The sequence below is a fragment of the Streptomyces sp. NPDC008150 genome (assembly GCF_042956945.1).
GTDB lineage: Bacteria > Actinomycetota > Actinomycetes > Streptomycetales > Streptomycetaceae > Streptomyces.
This window is the reverse complement of record NZ_JBIBHJ010000003.1, coordinates 222,752-242,795: the sequence shown is the minus strand read 5'-3', so window position 1 is coordinate 242,795 and position 20,044 is coordinate 222,752. Positions and strand designations below refer to the sequence as shown.

The following is a 20,044-nucleotide window of genomic DNA, read 5'->3' as shown; positions in this document are numbered from 1 at the left end:
TGCGTGCTCGCTCCGCTCGCTCCTACTCATGACGTAGCACTACTTCCGCAGCTCGATGACGGTCTTGCCGATGCGGATCGGTGCGCCCGGTGCGATCGGTGTGGCGGTCGTCAGCCGGGACCGGTCCAGGTACGTGCCGTTCGTGGAGCCCAGGTCCTCGACGATCCACCGTCCGTCGCGGTCCGGGTAGATCCTCGCGTGCCGGCTGGAGGCGTAGTCGTCGTCCAGCACGATCGTGGAGTCGTGCGCCCGGCCCAGCGTGATGGTCTGGCCCTGGAGCGCCACGGTGGTCCCCGTGAGGGTGCCCTCCGTCACGACGAGCTTGGTGGGTGCGTTGCGGCGCTGGCGGTTGCCGCCACCGCCGCCCGCGGGCTGCTGCTGGCCGCGCTGCTGGGGCGGCGCGGCCTGGCGGGCGGCCTGCTGCCGCCCGTTGTCGCGGCGGGCCCCCCGCTGGGTGACACGCGTACCGAACAGATCGCTGCGGATGACCTGCACGGCCACGATCACGAACAGCCACAGTACGGCCAGGAAACCCAGCCGCATGACCGTGAGGGTCAGCTCTGACATTGCCCCCGCTTCACCCTTCGGCTTGCCGGTAAATGATGGTGGTGCTGCCCACGACGATCCGCGAGCCGTCGCGGAGCGTAGCGCGGGTGGTGTGCTGCCCGTCCACCACGATGCCGTTGGTGGACCCGAGATCCTGGATCGTCGAGGGCGTTCCGGTCCGGATCTCGCAGTGCCGGCGCGAGACGCCGGGATCGTCGATCCGCACGTCGGCCTCGGTGCTGCGGCCCATCACCAGCGTCGGCCGGGAGATCTGGTGGCGGTTGCCGTTGATCTCCACCCAGTAGCGCATACGTCCTGAGGGCATCGGTCCCGCGGGGGGCCGCTGCTGCGCGCCGTAGGGCGCCGACGCCGGGGGCTGTGCGGGCGGCGGCGAGGCCGGCATGGGAGGAGCGCCCGCGGCGGGCGGGTAGCCGTAGCCGCCGCCCGGGGCGGCGCCGCCGGGGCGTCCCGCCGGGGCCGAGGGGCCCTGGGCCTGCTGGTTGCTGGAGGAGGCGAGGGTACGGCTGCGGACCCGGTAGAGCCCGGTGTCCAGGTCGTCCGCCTTCTCCAGGTGGACCTTGATCGGCCCCATGAAGGTGTAGCGCTGCTGCTTCGCGTAGTCGCGCACCATCCCGGCGAGCTCGTCCCCGAGCTGGCCGGAGTAGGGGCTCAGCCGCTCGAAGTCGGGCGTGCTGAGCTCCACGATGAAGTCGTTGGGAACCACCGTGCGGTCGCGGTTCCAGATGGTGGCGTTGTTGTCGCACTCCCGCTGGAGCGCTCCCGCGATCTCCACGGGCTGGACCTCGGACTTGAACACCTTGGCGAAGGTGCCGTTGACCAGACCTTCGAGACGCTGCTCGAACTTCTTCAGGACTCCCATGGGGCACCTCCTCCGTCGTCGCCGTGCTGGTCTCGCTCGTACTGCTTACTGATCGTATCCACGCGCCGGGAAATCGGCTGGTTCCCCCTGTCGGCCCCGTCGACGGGTGTCGACGCCTCCGAAGTTCCCGGCGAAGCTCCCCTTCGAACTCCTCCGGGGCCACTTCTCCGCTTCTCCACGTGCTGCCCGCCATGTCGTACGGGCGCACATGGTGTCGTACACCCTGCCAAGGATCGTAGAGGCGGCCGTGGACCAGTGTCCCGCACCTGACTGTGCACCCTGCCCTGCTCCTGGGGAGATGCGTGGGACCGGTACGAGGTTGATACGTGAACCGATTTTCGTACCGGTTCATGGGACTCCCCGACGGGAGACGGGGGACGCGGCCGACAAAGGGGACGGGGAGCGGGGGCCGGGCCGGGCGGAACGCGGAGCCGGGGACGGGACGAGGGGAGCCGCGAAGAGGAGGACGTGTGACGGATCACGGTCCGTGGGACGCCCCGGACCGTGACCGGCGGGGTGGGACGGATCACGCGGACCACGGCGGGGAGGGACGGGCGGGGTGCGGGGGTCGCCGCGTTCCGGGCCCTGGGGAGGCGGGTGCGTCCTCGGCGTGCGTGCGGCATGCGGGGTGTCCTCCGTCGGGGCTCTCGCGGGACGTCCCGCCGGGACCTCTGGCTCCGCCGGGCCCGCCACCTGCCCCTTCTCTCCGCGCGGCCGAGCGGTCGCCGCGGCTCGGCGGTCCCGGGCGCCCGGTCCCCGCGGGCTCGGCAGGGTGCCCGGGGAGGCGCTCCGGGGTGCCGTCTGCCCACGGGAAAGGGATGTGAATCCACCCCCTCCGGCGTGCTAATCTTCTCGATGTCGGAAGGCGCCGGGCCGAAAAAGCCAGGAGCCGGAGGACACACCCAATGCGCGGGTGGCGGAATAGGCAGACGCGCTGGATTCAGGTTCCAGTGCCCGAAAGGGCGTGGGGGTTCAACTCCCCCCTCGCGCACAGCGAAGACGGGTAACGGGTCTTCACCAGAGACGAAAGTCTCGGTGAAGGCCCGTTTCTCGTTGTGGGGGTTCGGGGGCCGGGCGGCGGGCGGTGAGGTATCTCACGGCCGCCCTGCCCTGCCCGGTGTCCGTCGGCCCCTCTCGGCGGCCCCGGCGGCGCTGTGGCGTCCGCCCCGTGGCGAACTTCGGCTCCTGTCGGCCGAGTTGACGGCGGCGTGGGTGGGCGCGGGACGGTCTTGCCGGTGGTGACGTCGAGGGCGGGCGGTCGGAACGGCAGGGGCGGCATGGCGGGCGGCGTCGTGAGCCGGGGCTTCGGCAGTCTCGTTTTCCGCTTCCTTTTCCACAGCCTCGGACTTGTCCACAGGCCCTGCCGCTGCTCGGCCTCCCGCTGTACGGTCTCCACGAGTTGATGTTCGTTGCTGTTCGTGCGGGCAAATCCGCATGTCGGCGGGTTTCGGGGGAGGCGGTCCGCGTGGCCGTGGACGGTGTGGTGGGCGTGGTCGGTGCGCCGCTTGTGAGCGGGGAGTCCGCCGCTGCCGGTGCCGGTGCCGGCGGGAGCGGCGGCGGGGCGCCGGTTCCGCCCCGGCTGCCCCGGGTGCCGGGCTTCGCCGCCCGGCGGGCCGACGGGTCCGTGAAGGCGCGGGGCAAGGCGCTGCGCGAGAGGGTGCCGCGCGACGCGCACGCGGAGTTCGTCCCGGACCCGGCGCGACCCGACGCGGTGGACGCGGTCGAGGAGTCGGGGCGCGGCCGGATCCCCGCGCTCACGCCGCTCCGGGTCGGCAGGATGGCGGCCAACCCCTTCGCCTTCCTGCGCGGTTCGGCGGGCCTCATGGGGTACGACCTGGCCCGCACCCCCATGACACGGATCACCGCGCAACTGTGCGGCGACGCCCACGCGGCCAACTTCGGTCTCTACGGCGACGCCCGCGGCGGCCTCGTCGTGGACCTCAACGACTTCGACGAGACGGTGCCCGGCCCCTGGGAGTGGGACCTCAAGCGCCTCGCCGTCTCCCTGGTGCTCGCGGGACGCGTGGCGGGGGCCGGTGAGGAGGCGTGCCGTGCGGCCGCCCTCGACGCCGTCGGTGCCTACCGGCGCACGATGCGGCTGCTGGCCCGGCTTCCCGCCCTGGACGCGTGGAACGCCATCGCCGACGAGGAGTTGGTCTCCCACACCGACGCCCACGACCTGCTCGGCACCCTGGAGCGGGTCTCCGCGAAGGCGCGGGCCAACACCAGCGGGCGCTTCGCCGCCAGGTCGACCGAGGCCACCGCCGACGGCGGACGGCGGTTCGTCGACGCCCCGCCCGTGCTGCGGCGGATCGGTGACGCGGAGGCCGGCGCGGTCGCGGCCGCGCTGGAGCAGTACCTGACCACCGTCTCCGAGGACCGTCTCCCGCTGCTGGCCCGGTACGCGGTGCACGACGTGGCCTTCCGGGTCGTCGGCACCGGGAGCGTCGGCACCCGCTCCTACGTGGTGCTCCTGCTCGACCACCGCTCCGAGCCCTTGATACTCCAGGTCAAGGAGGCCCGGCCGTCCGCGCTGCTGCCGCATCTGGCGACCGCCGGGTTCGACGTGCCGCCGGTCGCCCACGAGGGCCGGCGCGTGGTGCTCGGGCAGAAGCGGATGCAGGTCGTCAGCGACATCCTGCTCGGCTGGACCACGGTCGAGGGGCGGGCCTTCCAGGTACGGCAGTTCCGCAACCGCAAGGGGAGCGTCGACCCCGCCGCCCTCGCCCCCGATCAGCTCGACGACTACGGCCGCATGACCGGGGCGCTGCTGGCCCGTGCCCACGCGCACAGTGCCGACCCGCGCCTGATCGCCGGCTACTGCGGCAAGAACACGGAACTCGACGAGGCGGTCGCCACGTTCGCCGTCGCCTACGCCGACCGCACCGAGAAGGACCACGCGGAGCTGGTCACGGCCGTGCGCGCCGGGCGGATACCGGCGGAGGAGGGCGTCTGATGCCCCCGGCGGGCCTTGGCGTGTCCATCGCGTTCGGGGTGTGGCCTAGGCTGGTCGGGTGACGAGCCCGGAAGCTGAGCAAGGGGACGGCGCCACCGGCGGGGCGGCGCCCCGGAGCGGTGACGCGCGGCCCGAGGAACGGTTGGAGCGGGCCGTGCGGGCCGCCGAACAGGCCCTCATCGAGTTCGAGATCGCGGTGGAGACCTTCCGCATCGAGGTCGAGAACTTCTCCCGGCTGCACCACCAGAAGCTCGGGCCCATGTACACCCGGCTCGACGAGCTGGACGCGGAGCTGGCCGAGCTCAAGGCGGCCCGCACCGGCGACCCCGAGGACGCGCGCAAGGCCGACGAGGCGCGGGCCCTGGTGCAGCCGATGCCCGGGGTCGAGGAGCTGTTCCACGGCTGGATGGACGGGTCGGGGCTGTTCCCCGAGGCCGCCGCCATGCTCACCGACCAGCCCGTGCGTCCGCCGCAGCGTGTCCGCCCCAGCGAGGAGGCCCGCAAGCTCTTCCGGGAGCTGGCGCGCAAGGCGCACCCCGACCTGGCGCAGGAGGAGGGCGAGCGCAAGCGGCGCGAGGAGTTCATCACCCGCGTCAACGCCGCCTACGCCCGCGGCGACGTGCCGCTGCTGCGCGAGCTGGCCGAGGAGTGGGCGGCGGGTCCGGTGCCCGAGGAGCAGGGGCCGAGCGCCGCGGAGGAGCTGTACGCGCGCCTGGAGTGGCTCTCCCAGCGCAAGGAGATGCTGACACTGGTCGCCCGGGAGCTGGAGGACAGCGCGATCGCCTCCATGCTCAGGATCGCGCCGGACGACCCCGACCGGCTGCTCGACGAGATCGCCGAGCAGCTTCTGGGCGAGGTCTCCCGCCGCGAGGCGGAACTGTTCAACCTGCGCGCGCAGGAGCAGGGGCAGGACGGCCCGGGTCAGGCGCCCGCGGCGGCGCGGCAGCCCGGTGACGAGGCGGTGCCGGGGGCGGAGGCCGACCGCGGTCTCGGGGACCAGCAGCCGGGCTGACGGACGCGGGGGTGCCCGGGTGCCGGGTTTCCCGGTTTCCCGGTTTCCCGGGCGGATCCGGCAGCGGGGTCGTGGTTCCCGGGGTTCGGGGGACGCCCGAGCCTCGCCGCGGGTGCGGTTCGGGTAGCGTCGGGGGCATGCACTTTGGAGCTGGTGTCCCCACGGTCGAGGTCTCGGACCTCAAGGACGGCGACTTCCTCCTGGACGTCAGGGAGGACGACGAGTGGCAGGCTGGGCACGCCGAAGGGGCGCTGCACATCCCCCTCGGTGAATTCGTGTCCCGCTACGGCGAGTTGACCGAGGCCGCGCCGCAGGACGGGCGGGTCAACGTCATCTGCCGTTCCGGCGGGCGGTCCGCGCAGGTGACGTCGTACCTGGTCCAGCAGGGCATCGACGCCGTGAACGTCGACGGCGGCATGCAGGTCTGGCAGGGCTCCGGCCGTCCCGTGGTGACCGACGACGGCAAGCCGGGCCACGTTCTCTGACCCGGCCGACGGGCGTTCCGCCGGCCGGTCGCGCGGCGGTCAGCCGTCGAAGTCCAGCTCGACCTCGCCGGTGAGGGGGCGGGACTGGCAGGACAGCACGTACCCGGCCGCCGTCTCCTCGGGCTCCAGCGCGAAGTTGCGGTCCATTCGCACCTCGCCGGTGACCAGCAGCGCCCGGCACGTCCCGCAGACGCCGCCCTTGCAGGCGTAGGGGGCGTCGGGGCGGTTGCGCAGGACGGTCTCCAGCAGGGTCTCGCCGTCGAGCACCGGCCAGGTGCCGGCCCGTCCGTCGAGCCGCGCGGTGAGCTTGCCGGCCGGGGCCGCGGGGCGTGCCGGGCCGGCCGCGGCGGTGCCCGACGGGACGGCGGCCTCCACGTGGAAGATCTCCTCGTGGATCCGGGTGCGCGGTACGCCGAGGTCGCGCAGCGCGCGTTCGGCGCCCTGCACCAGGCCGTACGGGCCGCACAGGAACCAGCCCGCCACCCGGTCGACCGGCAGCAGGCCGGGCAGCAGTTCCGTCAGCCGTTCCCGGTCCAGCCGTCCGGACGGGAGCCCCGCCTGCAACTCCTCCCGGGACAGCACGGTCACGAGCTGGAAGCGGCCCGGGTAGCGGTCCTTCAGATCGGCGACCTCCTCCAGGAACATCGTCGACGCCGCGGTGCGGTCGCTGCGGACCAGGCAGAAGCGGGCCTCGGGCTCGTGTGCCAGCAGGGTCGTCACGATCGACAGCACCGGCGTGATGCCGCTGCCGCCGACGACGGCCGCGTACAGCCCGGGGGCCGGCTCCAGGACGAACCGGCCGGCGGGAGTCATCACCTCCAGCTCGTCGCCGACGACGATCTCCTTCAGCGCGTAGGTGGAGAAGGCGCCGCCCTCGACCAGCCGCACGCCGACCCGCAGCGTGCCGGGGCCGTCGGTGTGCGGGGCGGGGGCGGGTGAGCAGATCGAGTACGTGCGGCGCACCTCGGGACCCTCCGCCGGGCGGCGCAGGGCGAGGTGCTGGCCCGGTGCGTGCCGGTAGGCGGCGCGCAGTCCGGCGGGCACGGCGAAGGTGAGCGCCACGGCGTCGTCGGTGAGCCGGTCGACCGCGCTCACCGGGAGCGGGTGGAAGCGGGCCATCACAACTCCTTGACGTGGTCGAAGGGTTCACGGCAGGACAGGCAGCGACGCAGGGCCTTGCAGGCCGTGGAGGAGAACCGGCTGAGCAGCTCGGTGTCGGCCGAGCCGCACTGCGGACAGCGGACCGGTTCGGGTTCCGGTCCGGGGGCGGCGGCGGGCGGTGTGCCCGGGGCGGCCGTGCCGTCCGCGCTCCGGCCGCCGCGCGTGCGGGTCGGGCCGAGGGACAGGGGGAGCGGACCGGACGCGGGCCGGGTGCGGCGCGGGGGCGCGATGCCGGACTCCCGGAGCTTGCGCAGGCCCTCGGGGGTGATGTCGTCCGTCGACCAGGCGGGTTGCAGCACCGTGCGGACGGTGACGTCGCGCATGCCGTGCTCGCGCAGCGCGTGCTCGATGTCCGTCGCCATGGTCTCGACGGCGGGGCAGCCGGTGTAGGTGGGCGTCAGGTCCACCTCGACGGTGTCCGTGCCGTGGACGCGCAGGGCGCGCAGCACGCCGAGTTCCGCGAGGGTGAGCACGGGCAGTTCGGGGTCGGGCACCGCGCCCGCCGCCCGCAGCAGTTCCGCCTCCAGGGAGGTCACGTGGGTCACCACGAGGCTCCCGGGTGGCTGCGGTGCAGGTGCTGCATCTCGGCGAGCATCCGCCCGAAGGACTCGGTGTGCACGCCCTGCCGGCCCGCACCCGCCGACCAGGCTCCCGCACGCGGGCCCTGCGGGACCGGCACACCGGCGCGGCCGAGGACGGCGGTGACCGACTCCAGCCACGCCGCCGCCGTGCCCGTCCAGTCGATGTCGACGCCCTCGACCGGCTGGAACAGCTCGTCGGTGAAGCGCCAGAGCGCGTCGCAGGCGTCCCGCATCCGCCGGTTGCTGACGTCCGTGCCGTCGCCGAGGCGCAACGTCCACTGCTCGGCGTGGTCGCGGTGGTAGGCGACCTCCTTCACCGCCTTGCCGGCGAGCGGTGCGAAGTCGCCCGTTCCGCCTGCCAGTTGGGTGTACAGGAGGTGCTGGTAGGTGGAGAAGTAGAGCTGGCGGGCGATGGTGTGCGCGAAGTCCCCGTTGGGCTGCTCGGCCAACTGGACGTTGCGGAAGGCGCGTTCCTCGCGGAGGTAGGCGAGTTCGTCCTCGTCGCCGGCCGCCGACAGCAGCACCCGGGCCTGGCCCAGCAGGTCGAGGGCGATGTTGGCGAGGGCGACCTCCTCCTCCAGCACGGGGGCGTTTCCCGCCCACTCCCCCAGGCGGTGCGAGAGGACCAGCGCGTCGTCGCCGAGGGCGAGGGCGGCGCGGGCCGTGACCGAACCGGCGCCGGGAGCAGGCGAGTCGGGGCGCGGAACCGGTTCGGGTGTCGGCAGGGGACGGGGCCGGGCGGAGGTCACAGGTGCTTCACCCCTTCCGGGATCTCGTAGAACGTGGGGTGGCGGTAGGGCTTGTCGGCGGCGGGGTCGAAGAAGCTGTCCTTCTCGTCGGGCGACGACGCGGTGATCGCCGTCGCCGGGACGACCCAGAGCGAGACGCCCTCGCCGCGCCGGGTGTACAGGTCGCGGGCGTTGCGCAGGGCCAGTTCGGCGTCGGGTGCGTGCAGGCTGCCGGCGTGGGTGTGGGACAGGCCGCGGCGCGCGCGGACGAAGACCTCCCACAGGGGCCAGTCCGGGGTGACGGCCGGCCGCTCCTGCGGCGCCGCGGGCTCGTGCGCGGATGTCATGCGGACCTCGCTTCGGTGCGGTCGGCGGTGAGGGCGGGGCCGTCGTGCGCGGCGGGCGCTTCGGGGCGGGCGTGCTTGGCCGCGTGGGCCGCCGCCGCGTCGCGCACCCAGGCGCCCTCCTCGTGCGCGCGGCGCCGCCGGGCGAGGCGCTCCTCGTTGCACGGGCCGTTGCCCTTCAGGACCTGCTGGAACTCCGTCCAGTCGATCGCGCCGAAGTCGTGCCGGCCGCGCTCCTCGTTCCACCTGAGGTCCGGGTCCGGCAGGGTGAGGCCGAGCGAGGCGGCCTGCGGGACGCAGATGTCCACGAAGCGCTGCCGCAGCTCGTCGTTGGAGTGGCGCTTGATCTTCCACGCCATGGACTGCGCGGAGTGCGCGGACTCGTCGTCGGGCGGACCGAACATCATCAGCGACGGCCACCACCAGCGGTTCACGGCGTCCTGCGCCATCTCGTGCTGCTCGGGGGTGCCGCGGCCGAGGGCCAGCAGCAGTTCGTAGCCCTGGCGCTGGTGGAAGGACTCCTCCTTGCAGACGCGGACCATGGCGCGCGCGTACGGGCCGTACGAACAGCGGCACAGCGGGACCTGGTTGGTGATCGCGGCGCCGTCCACCAGCCAGCCGATCGCGCCGACGTCGGCCCAGGTCAGCGTGGGGTAGTTGAAGATCGAGGAGTACTTCTGGCGGCCGGTGTGCAGCCGGTCGAGCAGTTCGTCGCGGCCCGTGCCGAGGGTCTCCGCGGCGCCGTAGAGGTAGAGGCCGTGGCCCGCCTCGTCCTGGACCTTGGCCATCAGGATGGCCTTGCGGCGCAGCGAGGGCGCGCGGGTGATCCAGTTCGCCTCGGGCTGCATGCCGATGATCTCCGAGTGCGCGTGCTGGGCGATCTGCCGGACCAGGGTGGCGCGGTAGGCGTCGGGCATCCAGTCGCGGGGCTCGATGCGCTCGTCGGCGGCCACGGCCGCGTCGAAGGCCCGCTGAAGCGCTGCGGTGTCCGCGGCGCCGGTGCCGGGGCCGCCCGGTGTCCGCACGGGTGCGGTGGGCGACGGGGCGGCCGTCCGCGCACCGTGCGCACCGGTGCGGGACGGGCCCTGCGCGGGTGCTGTGGCCATGCGGTCCCCCTCGACGTCGTGCTCGACCTGTCGGACTTGTCGAATCCGTCCCGACCGATCGTTCGGTTCGGGCGATTCAATGGTGGAGCGGCGCCCCGTAGGGTGTCAACCGCTGTGGACAACCGGTGGGCGCACCCGTCCCACCCGCCTCCCGCCCGCGGTCACGCCGTCGCGCCGGGCTTCCGGGCGGGCGGCGGACCCGTTCCCGGACCTTTCGCCCGTACGACCTCGCGAGGCGGTGTCCCGGCCCGATGTCCTCGTACGACTGATGGTGCGGCCGTGACGGCCGGTGCGCAGGGGACGGGACGCGGCCACGGAGGTTCCGGAGTCATGGGGGACTGTGCCTGGCGGGCGGGGCTGGGTACCGTGCCTGCCAGCGACGGAGACCGGGGCGCATGGCCCGGTCGGGTGGTGGCGCCGCCGGGCGGAGGCCCGGCACGGCGCCGGAGCGCGGACGCCGTGGCGCGGGACATCGGGTGGGACGACCGGCCGGACGGCCGGCAGACGGACCGGAAACGGGAGACGGGGCGGAATGGACGCGCACGACGGGGGCTCGAACACCCCGGGCGAGGTCGACGGCGGCGGGCGCCGGCCGGACGGGGAGGCGTCGCCTCCCGGTGCCACCGTCGGCGACGGGAAGCTCCCCGCACCCCGGGAGCCCGCGGCGCGCCGGGAACCCGCGGCGCGCCGGGAACCCGCGGCGCCCGCAGAGGGCGCGGTACCCGCAGAGGGCGCGGTGGAGGAGAACACGGAGGGGGAGGAACCCGCGTCCCCCGCAGGTCCCGCAAGTCCCGCGGGGGACGTGGACCCGGTGCAGGCCACAGGGCCCGCGCAGGCCCCAGGGCCCGGGGCGGCCGGGGAGGCCGGCGCGGCGTCCGAGGTGCCGGTTCCCGGTGGCGCGTCCGCCGCGGTCCCCCCGGCGCGCGGAGCGGTCGGCGCCCCCGTGCCCGGCGCCGGAGCGCCCGCGACCCCCGTGCCCGGCGCCGGAGCGCCCGCGGCCCCCGTGCCCGGCACGGAAGCGCCGGGCGAGCAGGCCGAGAACTGGGGGCGTGTCGCCTCGCTGCCCCTGCCGTACCGGGTCGGCGCCGCGCTGGCGCTCGCGGTCGTCGGGGTCGTCACGTGCGTACACCTCGGCATGGTGTTCCTGCACGTCGCGCCGTCCAACACGCTCACCAAGCAGCACGGCGAGGCGATCGAGGAGTGGATCTACCCGGAGTTCGAGCAGAACTGGAAGCTGTTCGCCCCGAACCCGTTGCAGCAGAACATCGCCGTCGAGGTACGCGCGCAGGTGCGCACGCCGGACGGCAGCACCCGGACCACCGGCTGGTACAGCCTGTCCGCGCAGGACGGCCGGGCCATCGACGGCAACCTGGTGCCGAGCCACACGCAGCAGAACGAACTGCGCCGGGCGTGGGACTTCTTCACCGCCACGCACGACAACGACAACCGCCCGGTGGGCCTGCGCGGCGCGCTCTCCGAGCAGTACATCCGGCGGATCGTGGTGCTGCGCCTCGGCCGTGACGACGCGGCGGGCAGCGGCGGGGTCGTGGAGCGTGTGCAGATAAGGTCCCGCACCACCAACGTCCAACCCCCGAAATGGAGCGCCGAGAAGGTGCCGGACAGTCCCGTGTACCGGCAGCTCGCCTGGTGGTCCGTGCCGGCCTCCGAGGCGGACGGGAGCGTCCGGTGAATCGCTTCTCCCTGACACTCTCGCGCGGCATCGCCCGCATCACCGACTCCGCGCTGGGGCCCTACCAGACCGCCGTGGTCCGGACCGGCTTCGCGACGACCTGGCTGCTGTTCCTGCTGCGCGAGTTTCCGCACCGCCAAGAGCTCTACGGCCCCGACGGTCCCTGGAGCTGGTCCCTCGCCCGCCAGCTGACCTCGGACAACGGCGCGTTCACGGTCCTGATGTGGGCGCGCGGGCAGGGCTGGTTCGAGCTGGTCTACGGGGTCGCCGTCGTGTCGAGCGCGCTGCTGCTGGTCGGCTGGCGCACCCGCACGATGTCCGTGCTGTTCATGGTCGGGGTGCTGTCGCTCCAGAACCGCAGCGTCTTCGTGGGCGACGGCGGCGACAACGTCCTGCACCTGATGTCGATCTACCTGGTGTTCACCAGGTGTGGGCAGGTCTGGTCGCTGGACGCGCGCAGGGAGCGCCGGGAACGGGCGGTACGCGCGCGTGGCGGGCGTCCGGCTGACGCAACCGGCGTGCTCCTGTGGAGCGTCCTCGGCGTGCTGCTCGTCATGGTGACGGCGGCGGGCAAACTCGCCGACGGCAGCGAGCTGTTCGTGCCGGCGCTGCTGTGGACGGTGTGGCTGGCGCACGGGCTGTGGTGGGCGGCGGGCCGGCGTGAGCGGGACGGGCACGCGCGCGTACTGCTCGACGTCGTCACCGACCTCATGCACAACGCCGCCGTGCTGGTGATCATGGCCGAGGCGTGCCTGATCTACGCGACGGCGGGCTGGTACAAGATCCAGGGCTCCCGCTGGCAGGACGGCACCGCCGTCTACTACCCGCTGCACCTGGACTACTTCTCGCCGTGGCCGGCACTCGCCGACCTGCTGTCCTCGTACGGCGCGGCGGTCATGATCATCACGTACGGGACGGTGATCGTGCAGGTCGCGTTCCCGTTCACGCTCTTCAACCGGCGGGTCAAGAACGTCCTGCTGGTCGTGATGATGACCGAGCACGCCGTGATCGCGGTCGTCCTCGGGCTGCCGTTCTTCTCGCTGGCGATGATCGCGGCCGACGCGGTGTTCCTGCCGACGTCGTTCCTGCAAGGGGTGGGCCGGGTCGCCGTACGCGCGCGTGCACGCGTGCTGCCGGGTGGCGGCCGACCGGTGCCGGGGCCGCGCGCGGAGCCGGACGGGACGGCGGCCGGGACCGCGACCACCGGCCCCCCGGCCGCCGGTGCGCGAGCCGGAACCCCGGCCGTAGCCGATGCCGGAGCCGGTACGGGGGCGGACGCTGGGCAGCGTCCTGGGGCCGGGCGCCCCGAGGTGTCCGGCGAGGCGGCCTCCCGGGGCTGAACGGGGCGGTCCGGGGGTTGCGACCCGCCGGGCCTGCCGTCCCCACCGCGCGGTCCGCCGGGGCTCTCGCCCGGCGGACCGGCGGCCACGCCCGCGTAGGCTGCACCGCATGACCGACGGCGCGACCGACACCACGACCACCTGGCGCCGGCTCGCCGACAGCTCCGTCCTGCTCGACGGTTTCCACGCCCTCAAGCACGCCCTGCGCTTCGGCGCGCGGGTGCCCGTGGCGGTTGCCGTCGACCGTGCCGCGGCCCTCACCCTCGCCGACGAACTGGCGCCCGACGTGCGCGACGCACTGGACGCGCTGCTCACGGAAGTCCCGGAGTCCGTCTACCGGGGGTTCGTCGCCCGCCCGCACCCCACCGCCGTCGCCGCCCTGGCCGAGCGCCCCGACCGGGACGCGAACCTGCGCACCCTCGCCCGCATGCCCCGGCACGCCCCCGTCGTCGTCCTCGACGATCCGCGCAACCTCGGCAACGCGGGCGCCGTGATCCGCCTGGCCGCCGGTTTCGGGGCGACCGGGGTGGTCACCACCGGCACGCTCGACCCCTGGCACCCCAACGTCGTGCGCGGCGGCGCGGGCCTGCACTTCGCCACCGCCGTCGAACGGATCGACGTGACGGGGGAGGGCGCCGAAGGGCTGCCCGGCGGCCCGCTGTTCGCGCTGGACCCGGAGGGCGAGGACATCCGCGGTCTGGGCCTGCCGGACGACGCGGTGCTCGCCTTCGGCTCGGAGCGCGGCGGCCTGTCGGCCGAACTGCGTTCCAGGGCTGACCACTTGGTCTCCCTGCCGATGCGTCCCCAGGTCTCCAGCTACAACCTCGCCACCAGTGTGGCGATGACGCTCTACCACTGGTCCGCAGGACAACGCTGAGGCCGCCGGCAGGCGGGGCCGTGGCGTAACCGGCGTTGCCTGCACCGCCTGAGGGGATCGTGAGGGCCGGCGGAAGGCGGGGTGCCGGGTGGCCCTTGGGGTGGAGCGCGGCGGTCCGTCGGCTGAACACCGCTGCGAGGCTGACCAATTGGTGTGTCTGCTGGCGCGTCCCCGGGTGTCCAGTGACAACCCGGCCATCGGTGGCGATGACGCTCTACTGCTGGTCCGCAGGGCAACGCTGAAGGCCGCCAACAGGCGGTGCCGTGACGTAACCGGCGTTGTCTGCACAGCCTGTTGGGATCGTGAGGGCGGGTGGAAGGCGGTGTGCCGGGGGCCTTCGGGTTGGAGTGCGGCGGTCGGTCGGCGCTGAACTGCGTTGCCTGGCTGCCCAATTGGTGTGTCTGCTGGCGCGTCCCCGGGTGTCCAGCGACAACCCGGCCACCGGTGGCGATGAAGCTCTACCACTGGTCCGCGGGACAACGCTGAAGGCCGCTGGCAGGCGGTGCCGTGACGTAACCGGCTTGGCCTGCACAGCCCGTTGGGGTCGTGTGGGCCGGTGGAAGGCGGGGCGTCGGGTGGCCCTTGGGGGGAGCGCGGCGGTTGGTCGATTGAACTGCGTTGCGAAGCAACCCACTTGGTGTGTCAGCTGACGCGTCCTCGAGTGTTTAGGGAGCCAGCGACCGCCTCGCCGCCAGTGTTGCCATGGCGCTCTGCCGTTGGTCCGCGAAGGCGGGGTCGTGGCCTCACCCGAGTTGCCTACAAGGCCTGTTGGGTCTGTCGGTACCGGTGGAATGCGGGGTACCGGGAGGCGGTCCCGGACCCTTAGGTTGGCGGCGAAGTCGTGTCCGCCGACGGGGTCGCCTGCCCGTCGCAGCCGAGGAGGTCGCCGCCGCATGCCGAGGTTCACGTCCGACGACGGGGTCGAGATCGCGTACGAGGTGTGGGAGTGCGAGTCCGCGCTGCCGCTCGTGCTGCTGCACCACGGGTTCATCGCCGACGGGCGGACGAACTGGCAGGCGCCCGGGATCGTGGACGCGCTCGTCGCCTCGGGGCGCCGGGTCGCGACCGTGGACGCGCGGGGGCACGGGCTGTCCGGGAAGCCGCACGACCGCGCCTACTACGGCGAGGCCCGGATGTCCGAGGACGTCACCGCGCTGATCGACATCCTCGGCGAGCCCGCCTACGACCTGGTGGGCTACTCGATGGGCGCGATCGTCTCGCTGCTGACCGCCGCGCGGGACCGGCGCGTACGACGGGTCGTCGTCGGCGGGGTCGGGGCGGGCGTGGTCGAGCTCGGTGGCGTGGACCGCCGGGTGGTCGGCGGACCGGCGCTCCAGGACGCGCTGCTCACCGACGATCCCGCGTCGATCGTGGAACCGGCCGCGGCGCAGTTCCGGGCGTTCGTGGACGCCGTCGGCGGCGACCGTGTCGCGCTCGCCGCGCAGGCGGCCTCGGTGTACCGCGAGCGCATGCCGCTGGAGGAGATCAAGGTGCCCACGCTGGTACTCGCCGGGAGCGAGGACGCGCTCGCCGCTCGCCCCGAGGTCCTCGCCGGCGCGGTCCCCGGCGCGGTGCTGCGCACGGTGCCGGGCGACCACCTGGGAGTGGTGCGGCGGCAGGAGTTCGTCGACGAGCTGGTCGCGTTCGTCAACGAGGAGGCGGACGCCGGGGCGGCGTGAGCGGACGCCCCCGGGGCCGGGGGACCGGCGGACGCGGGGCCGGGCGGTGCCCTCTCCCCCGCGTCCCCGCATCCCCGCGTCCGTGTACGCGCGGGTGCCGTGCGGACTACCGCCGGACCTCCACCACCCGGAACCGGTTGGCCACGAACGCCGCGTCGCACAGGGCCGCGTTGGCGGCCGGGTTGCCGCCCGAGCCGTGGAAGTCGGAGAACGCCGCGGTCTGGTTGACGTAGACGCCGCCGGTGAGGTTCAAGGAGAGCTGGGCGGGTTCTTCGAAGCAGACCTCGCGCAGGTCCGCGGCGAAGTCCGCGTCCGTCGTGTAGCCCGCCACCGTCATCGCGCCGCGCTCGCGGATCGTGCGCCGCAGCAGGTCCAGCGCCGCGGCCGGCGAGTCGACGGCGACCGCGAAGGACACCGGGCCGAAGCACTCGCTCAGGTACGCCGCCTCGTCGTCCGGCTTGGCGCCGTCGAGCTTGACGATCACCGGGGTGCGCACGACCGCGTCCGGGAACTCCGGGTGCTCGATCCGCCGCGAGGCCAGGGCGACTTCGCCCAGTCCGGGCGCCGCCTCCAGGCGGGCCTTCACGTCGGGGTTCACCAGCGCGCCGAGCAGCGCGTTCGCGCGCGTGTCGTCGCCGAGGAGGCCGTCGACGGCCGCCGCGAGGTCGGCCACCACCTCGTCGAAGGTCTTGTCGCCCTGGTCGGTGGTGATGCCGTCGCGCGGCACGAGCAGGTTCTGCGGGGTGGTGCACATCTGGCCGCTGTAGAGCGAGAGGGAGAACGCGAGGTTGGCGAGCATCCCCCGGTAGTCGTCCGTGGACTCCACGACGACCGTGTTGACGCCGGCCTTCTCCGTGTAGACCTGCGCCTGGCGGGCGTTGGTCTCCAGCCAGTCGCCGAAGGCCGTCGAGCCCGTGTAGTCCACGATCCGGATCTCGGGGCGCACGGCCAGCGTCCTGGCCGCGCCCTCGCCGGGCCGTTCCGCGGTCAGTGCCACGAGGTTGGGGTCGAAGCCGGCGTCGGCGAGCACCTCGCGCGCGACGCGCACGGTGAGGGCGAGCGGCAGCACCGCGCGCGGGTGGGGCTTCACCAGGACGGCGTTGCCGGTGGCGAGGGAGGCGAACAGGCCCGGGTAGCCGTTCCACGTGGGGAAGGTGTTGCAGCCCACGAGCAGGGCGACCCCGCGCGGTACGGGAGTGAACTCCTTGGTGAGCGCGAGGGGTTCGCGCTTGCCCTGGGGCTTGTTCCACGGGGCGCTGTCCGGCGTGCGGGTCTGCTCCGCGTACGCGTACGCCACCGCCTCCAGGCCGCGGTCCTGCGCGTGCGGGCCGCCGGCCTGGAAGGCCATCAGGAAGGCCTGGCCGCTGGTGTGCATGACGGCGTGCGCGAATTCGTGCGTCCGGGCGGCGATCCGGCGCAGGATCTCCAGGCAGACCACGGCCCGGACCTCGGCGCCCGCGTCCCGCCACGCGCGCCGGCCCGCGCGCATGGCGGGCAGCAGCACGTCGGGGTCGGCGTGCGGGTACGTCACGCCCAGTTCGGTGCCGTACGGCGACACTTCGCCGCCCACCCAGTCGTCGGTGCCCGGCTGGCCGAGGTCGAGGCGGGTGCCGAGGAGCGCCTCGAAGGCGGCCTTCCCCTCCTCCGCGCCCAGGGTGCCGTGCTCGCCGTACGCCTTGGGGTGTTCGGGGTGCGGGGACCAGTACGCGCGGGTGCGGACGGCCTCCAGGGCCAGGTCCAGGGTCGGCCGGTGCTCGGCGATCAGCTGCTGGGCGGTCGGGGCGGCCATGCGGGACCAACTCCTCGTCTCACGGCTCCTCGTCGAGCTCGTGACCTGGGCGGGTACAGCCGGACAGAGTTAGAGTAACCGAACGATCGGTCGGGACAAGGGGGTCCGCCGGAGCTGTGGAAAACGGGGTGGGGGAGGATCGCGGTCATGACAGCACTCGACCTCAGCAGCCCCGTCGCCGTCGTCGGCGCGGGCACCATGGGCCAGGGCATCGCTCAGGTCGCCCTGGTCGCGGGTCACCCCGTGCGCCTCTTCGACGAGGTTCCCGGGCGCGCCGGGGACGCGGCCCGCGTCATCGGCGCGCGGCTCGACCGACTGGTCGAGAAGGGCCGTCTGGGGGCCGCCGACCGCGCCTCCGCCCGCACCCGCCTGCTGCCCACGGACGACCTGGACGACCTCGCGGACTGCTCCCTGGTGGTCGAGGCCGTCGTGGAGCGCCTGGACGTCAAGCAGGAACTGCTGCGCGAGCTGGAGGACATCGTCTCGGACGACTGCCTGCTCGCCACCAACACCTCCTCCCTGTCGGTGACGGCCATCGGCGGCGGTCTCGACTCCCCCGGCCGGCTGGTCGGGCTGCACTTCTTCAACCCGGCTCCGCTGCTGCCGCTGGTCGAGGTGGTCTCGGGGTTCGCCACGGACTTCTCGTCCGCCACGCGCGCGTACGAGATCGCCCGCGCCTGGGGCAAGACCCCGGTCGCCTGCGCGGACACCCCCGGCTTCATCGTCAACCGGATCGCGCGGCCCTTCTACGCCGAGGCCTTCGCGGTGTACGAGTCGCAGGCGGCGGACCCGGCGACCATCGACGCGGTGCTGCGCGAGTCGGGAGGCTTCCGCATGGGCGCCTTCGAACTGACCGACCTGATCGGCCAGGACGTCAACGAGTCGGTCACCCACTCCGTATGGCGGTCCTTCTTCCGGGACGTGCGCTTCACTCCCTCGCTCGCCCAGCGGCGGCTCGTCGAGTCGGGCCGTCTCGGCCGCAAGACCGGCCGCGGCTGGTACGACCACGGCGAGGACGCCGAGCTGCCGGAGCCGCACACCGCGGAGAAGGCGCAGGCGCCCGCGTACGTCGTCGTGGAGGGGGACCTGGGGCCCGCCGCCGACCTGCTCGACCTGATCCGTGAGGCGGGCATCCCCGTCCGCGAGGAGGACGAGGACCACGGCACGCGCCTGGTGCTGCCGTCCGGCGGCCAACTGGCGCTGGCCGACGGTCAGACGTCGGTGGAGTTCCGCGACGTCGTGTACTTCGACCTCGCGCTGGACTACCGGGAGGCCACCCGCCTCGCGCTGTCCGCCTCGCAGGACACCTCCCCGCAGACCCTCGCCGAGGCGACAGGGCTGTTCCAGGCGCTCGGCAAGGACGTCAGCGTCATCGGCGACGCCCCCGGCATGATCGTCGCCCGTACGGTCGCGCGGATCGTCGACCTCGCGCACGACGCCGTCGCCAAGGGCGTGGCCACCGAGGAGGACATCGACACCGCGATGCGCCTCGGCGTCAGCTACCCGCTGGGCCCCTTCGAGTGGAGCCGCAGGCTCGGCCGCGGGTGGGCCTACGACCTGCTCGACGACCTCCACGTGCGCGAACCCTCGGGCCGCTACGCACCGTCCCTGGCGCTGTACCGGCACGCGTACGCCACGGACAAGCGGGAGGGCAGACGATGACCACCGCCAGACGGGACACGTACACGCCGGAGTCGCTGCTCTCCGTCGCCGTGCAGGTCTTCAACGAGCGTGGCTACGACGGCACTTCGATGGAGCACCTGTCACGGGCGGCGGGCATCTCCAAGTCGTCGATCTACCACCACGTCACCGGCAAGGAGGAGTTGCTGCGGCGGGCCGTCAGCCGGGCGCTGGACGGGCTGTTCGGCATCCTCGACGAGGAGCACGCGCGCGGGGGGCCGGCCGTCGAGCGGCTGGAGTACGTGCTGCGGCGCACGGTCCAGGTCCTCATCGCTGAACTCCCCTACGTGACGCTGCTCCTGCGCGTGCGCGGGAACACCGTGACCGAGCGCTGGGCGCTGGAGCGCCGCCGCGAGTTCGACCACCGGGTCGCGGCCCTGCTGAAGGCGTCGGCGGCCGAGGGGGACGTGCGCACGGACGTCGAGCCGCGGCTCGCGACGCGGCTGGTCTTCGGGATGATCAACTCCGTCGTGGAGTGGTACCGCCCGGACGGCCGGGGCATGGCGGAGCGCGAGGTCGCGGACGCCGTGGTGCGGCTCGCGTTCGGCGGGCTGGAGAAGCGGGGCTGAGGCGGCCCCGGCACCGGAACCGGCCCTGGCACCGGAATCGGCACCGGCACTGGCACCGGCCGCGGTGACGCCGGACCGGGCGGTCACGCCTCCGGTTCCACGTCCTCCTCCTCGAACACCAGCAGCGTGCGCGTGCTGAGCACCTGCTCGATGGCCTGGATCCGGGTGAGCACGAGTTCGCGCAGCGCCCTGTTGTCGGTCGTGTGCACCAGCAGCAGGACGTCGAAGTCCCCGCCCACGAGGGCGATGTGGGAGGCGCCGGGCAGTCTGCGCAGCTCCTCGCGCACGGTGCGCCACGAGTTCTGGACGATCTTCAGCGTGATGTACGCGGACGTGCCGTGGCCGGCGCGCTCGTGGTCGACGCGGGCGCCGAAGCCGCGGATGACGCCGTCCTCGATGAGCCGGTTGATCCGGGCGTAGGCGTTGGCGCGCGAGACGTGGACGCGTTCGGCGACGGACCTTATCGACGCGCGGCCGTCCGCCTGGAGCATCTGGAGGATGTCGTGGTCGATGGCGTCCAGCGGGCGCGGCGGCTGCGGTACGGCCCCGCCGTCGTCGCCGTTCCCGCCGTCGGCACTCTCGGCCATTTGTTCAGGGGCCATGTCCTCCCGCCTCGCCGTG

At 73.5% G+C, this 20,044-nt stretch carries 18 protein-coding genes and 1 tRNA gene; 10 read left to right on the top strand and 9 right to left on the bottom strand.

Features of this window, described 5'->3' with window-relative positions; genetic code table 11:
- Positions 1-39 precede the first annotated feature (39 nt).
- Together ACFZA0_RS10380 and ACFZA0_RS10375 are read right to left on the bottom strand one after the other, a co-directional pair.
- Positions 40-567 (bottom strand): FHA domain-containing protein, encoded by a 528-nt coding sequence (locus tag ACFZA0_RS10380; protein ID WP_391013967.1) that lies wholly within the window; start codon positions 565-567, stop codon positions 40-42.
- 10 nt (positions 568-577) lie between these two features.
- Positions 578-1,426, bottom strand: coding sequence for an FhaA domain-containing protein (locus ACFZA0_RS10375; protein ID WP_391013965.1), 849 nt, complete (start codon positions 1,424-1,426; stop codon positions 578-580).
- Positions 1,427-2,333: 907 nt separating this feature from the next.
- Here ACFZA0_RS10375 and ACFZA0_RS10370 point away from each other — a divergent pair.
- The 4 genes from ACFZA0_RS10370 to ACFZA0_RS10355 all read left to right on the top strand — a co-directional run bounded on the left by ACFZA0_RS10370 (position 2,334) and on the right by ACFZA0_RS10355 (position 5,879).
- Positions 2,334-2,417, top strand: a tRNA-Leu gene (locus tag ACFZA0_RS10370).
- Between the two features lie 411 nt (positions 2,418-2,828).
- Complete coding sequence (locus ACFZA0_RS10365; RefSeq protein WP_391013963.1) at positions 2,829-4,382, top strand: DUF2252 family protein; 1,554 nt, start codon at positions 2,829-2,831, stop codon at positions 4,380-4,382.
- Between the two features lie 58 nt (positions 4,383-4,440).
- Positions 4,441-5,394 (top strand): hypothetical protein, encoded by a 954-nt coding sequence (locus tag ACFZA0_RS10360; RefSeq protein ID WP_391013961.1) that lies wholly within the window; start codon positions 4,441-4,443, stop codon positions 5,392-5,394.
- A gap of 137 nt (positions 5,395-5,531) precedes the next feature.
- On the top strand, positions 5,532-5,879 hold the full coding sequence (locus ACFZA0_RS10355; protein ID WP_391013959.1) for a rhodanese-like domain-containing protein: 348 nt from the start codon (positions 5,532-5,534) through the stop codon (positions 5,877-5,879).
- 39 nt (positions 5,880-5,918) lie between these two features.
- Here ACFZA0_RS10355 and ACFZA0_RS10350 read toward each other — a convergent pair whose 3' ends face one another.
- The 5 genes from ACFZA0_RS10350 to paaA are packed head-to-tail and all read right to left on the bottom strand — an operon-like array spanning position 5,919 to position 9,799.
- The gene (locus ACFZA0_RS10350; protein WP_391013957.1) at positions 5,919-6,998 is read right to left on the bottom strand and encodes a 2Fe-2S iron-sulfur cluster-binding protein; all 1,080 of its coding nucleotides are present in this window, start codon (positions 6,996-6,998) and stop codon (positions 5,919-5,921) included.
- Entirely contained in the window at positions 6,998-7,588 is a 591-nt protein-coding gene (gene paaD / locus ACFZA0_RS10345) for a 1,2-phenylacetyl-CoA epoxidase subunit PaaD (protein ID WP_391013955.1), read from the bottom strand. The genes ACFZA0_RS10350 and paaD overlap by 1 nt, the downstream gene beginning before the upstream one ends.
- Positions 7,582-8,370, bottom strand: a complete 789-nt coding sequence (paaC, locus tag ACFZA0_RS10340) for a 1,2-phenylacetyl-CoA epoxidase subunit PaaC (RefSeq protein ID WP_391013953.1) — start codon at positions 8,368-8,370, stop codon at positions 7,582-7,584. Before paaC ends, paaD begins: the two co-directional genes overlap by 7 nt.
- Complete coding sequence (gene paaB / locus ACFZA0_RS10335) at positions 8,367-8,696, bottom strand: 1,2-phenylacetyl-CoA epoxidase subunit PaaB (RefSeq protein WP_391013951.1); 330 nt, start codon at positions 8,694-8,696, stop codon at positions 8,367-8,369. The genes paaC and paaB overlap by 4 nt, the downstream gene beginning before the upstream one ends.
- Positions 8,693-9,799, bottom strand: coding sequence for a 1,2-phenylacetyl-CoA epoxidase subunit PaaA (gene paaA, locus ACFZA0_RS10330; RefSeq protein ID WP_391013949.1), 1,107 nt, complete (start codon positions 9,797-9,799; stop codon positions 8,693-8,695). Before paaA ends, paaB begins: the two co-directional genes overlap by 4 nt.
- 1,003 nt (positions 9,800-10,802) lie before the next feature.
- Here paaA and ACFZA0_RS10325 point away from each other — a divergent pair.
- The 4 genes from ACFZA0_RS10325 to ACFZA0_RS10310 all read left to right on the top strand — a co-directional run bounded on the left by ACFZA0_RS10325 (position 10,803) and on the right by ACFZA0_RS10310 (position 15,385).
- Complete coding sequence (locus tag ACFZA0_RS10325; protein ID WP_391013947.1) at positions 10,803-11,489, top strand: DUF5819 family protein; 687 nt, start codon at positions 10,803-10,805, stop codon at positions 11,487-11,489.
- The gene (locus ACFZA0_RS10320; protein WP_391013945.1) at positions 11,486-12,829 is read left to right on the top strand and encodes an HTTM domain-containing protein; all 1,344 of its coding nucleotides are present in this window, start codon (positions 11,486-11,488) and stop codon (positions 12,827-12,829) included. Before ACFZA0_RS10325 ends, ACFZA0_RS10320 begins: the two co-directional genes overlap by 4 nt.
- 109 nt (positions 12,830-12,938) lie before the next feature.
- Positions 12,939-13,706: a TrmH family RNA methyltransferase gene (locus ACFZA0_RS10315; RefSeq protein ID WP_391013943.1), complete on the top strand. Its 768-nt coding sequence runs from the start codon at positions 12,939-12,941 to the stop codon at positions 13,704-13,706.
- An 893-nt stretch (positions 13,707-14,599) separates the two neighbouring features.
- Positions 14,600-15,385, top strand: a complete 786-nt coding sequence (locus ACFZA0_RS10310; protein WP_391013941.1) for an alpha/beta fold hydrolase — start codon at positions 14,600-14,602, stop codon at positions 15,383-15,385.
- 106 nt (positions 15,386-15,491) lie between these two features.
- Here ACFZA0_RS10310 and paaN read toward each other — a convergent pair whose 3' ends face one another.
- The gene (gene paaN / locus ACFZA0_RS10305) at positions 15,492-17,174 is read right to left on the bottom strand and encodes a phenylacetic acid degradation protein PaaN (RefSeq protein ID WP_391013939.1); all 1,683 of its coding nucleotides are present in this window, start codon (positions 17,172-17,174) and stop codon (positions 15,492-15,494) included.
- A 147-nt stretch (positions 17,175-17,321) separates the two neighbouring features.
- On the opposite strand from paaN, the gene ACFZA0_RS10300 reads away from it, so the two are divergent.
- Positions 17,322-18,836, top strand: a complete 1,515-nt coding sequence (locus ACFZA0_RS10300; RefSeq protein WP_391013937.1) for a 3-hydroxyacyl-CoA dehydrogenase — start codon at positions 17,322-17,324, stop codon at positions 18,834-18,836.
- On the top strand, positions 18,833-19,423 hold the full coding sequence (locus tag ACFZA0_RS10295) for a TetR family transcriptional regulator (protein ID WP_391013935.1): 591 nt from the start codon (positions 18,833-18,835) through the stop codon (positions 19,421-19,423). Before ACFZA0_RS10300 ends, ACFZA0_RS10295 begins: the two co-directional genes overlap by 4 nt.
- A gap of 83 nt (positions 19,424-19,506) precedes the next feature.
- Here ACFZA0_RS10295 and ACFZA0_RS10290 read toward each other — a convergent pair whose 3' ends face one another.
- Complete coding sequence (locus ACFZA0_RS10290) at positions 19,507-20,025, bottom strand: winged helix-turn-helix transcriptional regulator (RefSeq protein ID WP_391013933.1); 519 nt, start codon at positions 20,023-20,025, stop codon at positions 19,507-19,509.
- Between the last annotated feature and the right edge of the window lie 19 nt (positions 20,026-20,044).

Coding starts and splice junctions, on each gene's coding strand:
- ACFZA0_RS10295 (WP_391013935.1), top strand. CDS start 18,833: ATGACCACCGCCAGACGGGACACGTACACGCCGGAGTCGCTGCTCTCC.
- ACFZA0_RS10355 (WP_391013959.1), top strand. CDS start 5,532: ATGCACTTTGGAGCTGGTGTCCCCACGGTCGAGGTCTCGGACCTCAAG.
- paaN (WP_391013939.1), bottom strand. CDS start 17,174: ATGGCCGCCCCGACCGCCCAGCAGCTGATCGCCGAGCACCGGCCGACC.
- ACFZA0_RS10380 (WP_391013967.1), bottom strand. CDS start 567: ATGTCAGAGCTGACCCTCACGGTCATGCGGCTGGGTTTCCTGGCCGTA.
- ACFZA0_RS10290 (WP_391013933.1), bottom strand. CDS start 20,025: ATGGCCCCTGAACAAATGGCCGAGAGTGCCGACGGCGGGAACGGCGAC.
- ACFZA0_RS10365 (WP_391013963.1), top strand. CDS start 2,829: ATGTTCGTTGCTGTTCGTGCGGGCAAATCCGCATGTCGGCGGGTTTCG.
- ACFZA0_RS10350 (WP_391013957.1), bottom strand. CDS start 6,998: ATGGCCCGCTTCCACCCGCTCCCGGTGAGCGCGGTCGACCGGCTCACC.
- ACFZA0_RS10310 (WP_391013941.1), top strand. CDS start 14,600: ATGCCGAGGTTCACGTCCGACGACGGGGTCGAGATCGCGTACGAGGTG.
- paaA (WP_391013949.1), bottom strand. CDS start 9,799: ATGGCCACAGCACCCGCGCAGGGCCCGTCCCGCACCGGTGCGCACGGT.
- ACFZA0_RS10315 (WP_391013943.1), top strand. CDS start 12,939: ATGACCGACGGCGCGACCGACACCACGACCACCTGGCGCCGGCTCGCC.
- ACFZA0_RS10300 (WP_391013937.1), top strand. CDS start 17,322: ATGACAGCACTCGACCTCAGCAGCCCCGTCGCCGTCGTCGGCGCGGGC.
- ACFZA0_RS10375 (WP_391013965.1), bottom strand. CDS start 1,426: ATGGGAGTCCTGAAGAAGTTCGAGCAGCGTCTCGAAGGTCTGGTCAAC.
- paaB (WP_391013951.1), bottom strand. CDS start 8,696: ATGACATCCGCGCACGAGCCCGCGGCGCCGCAGGAGCGGCCGGCCGTC.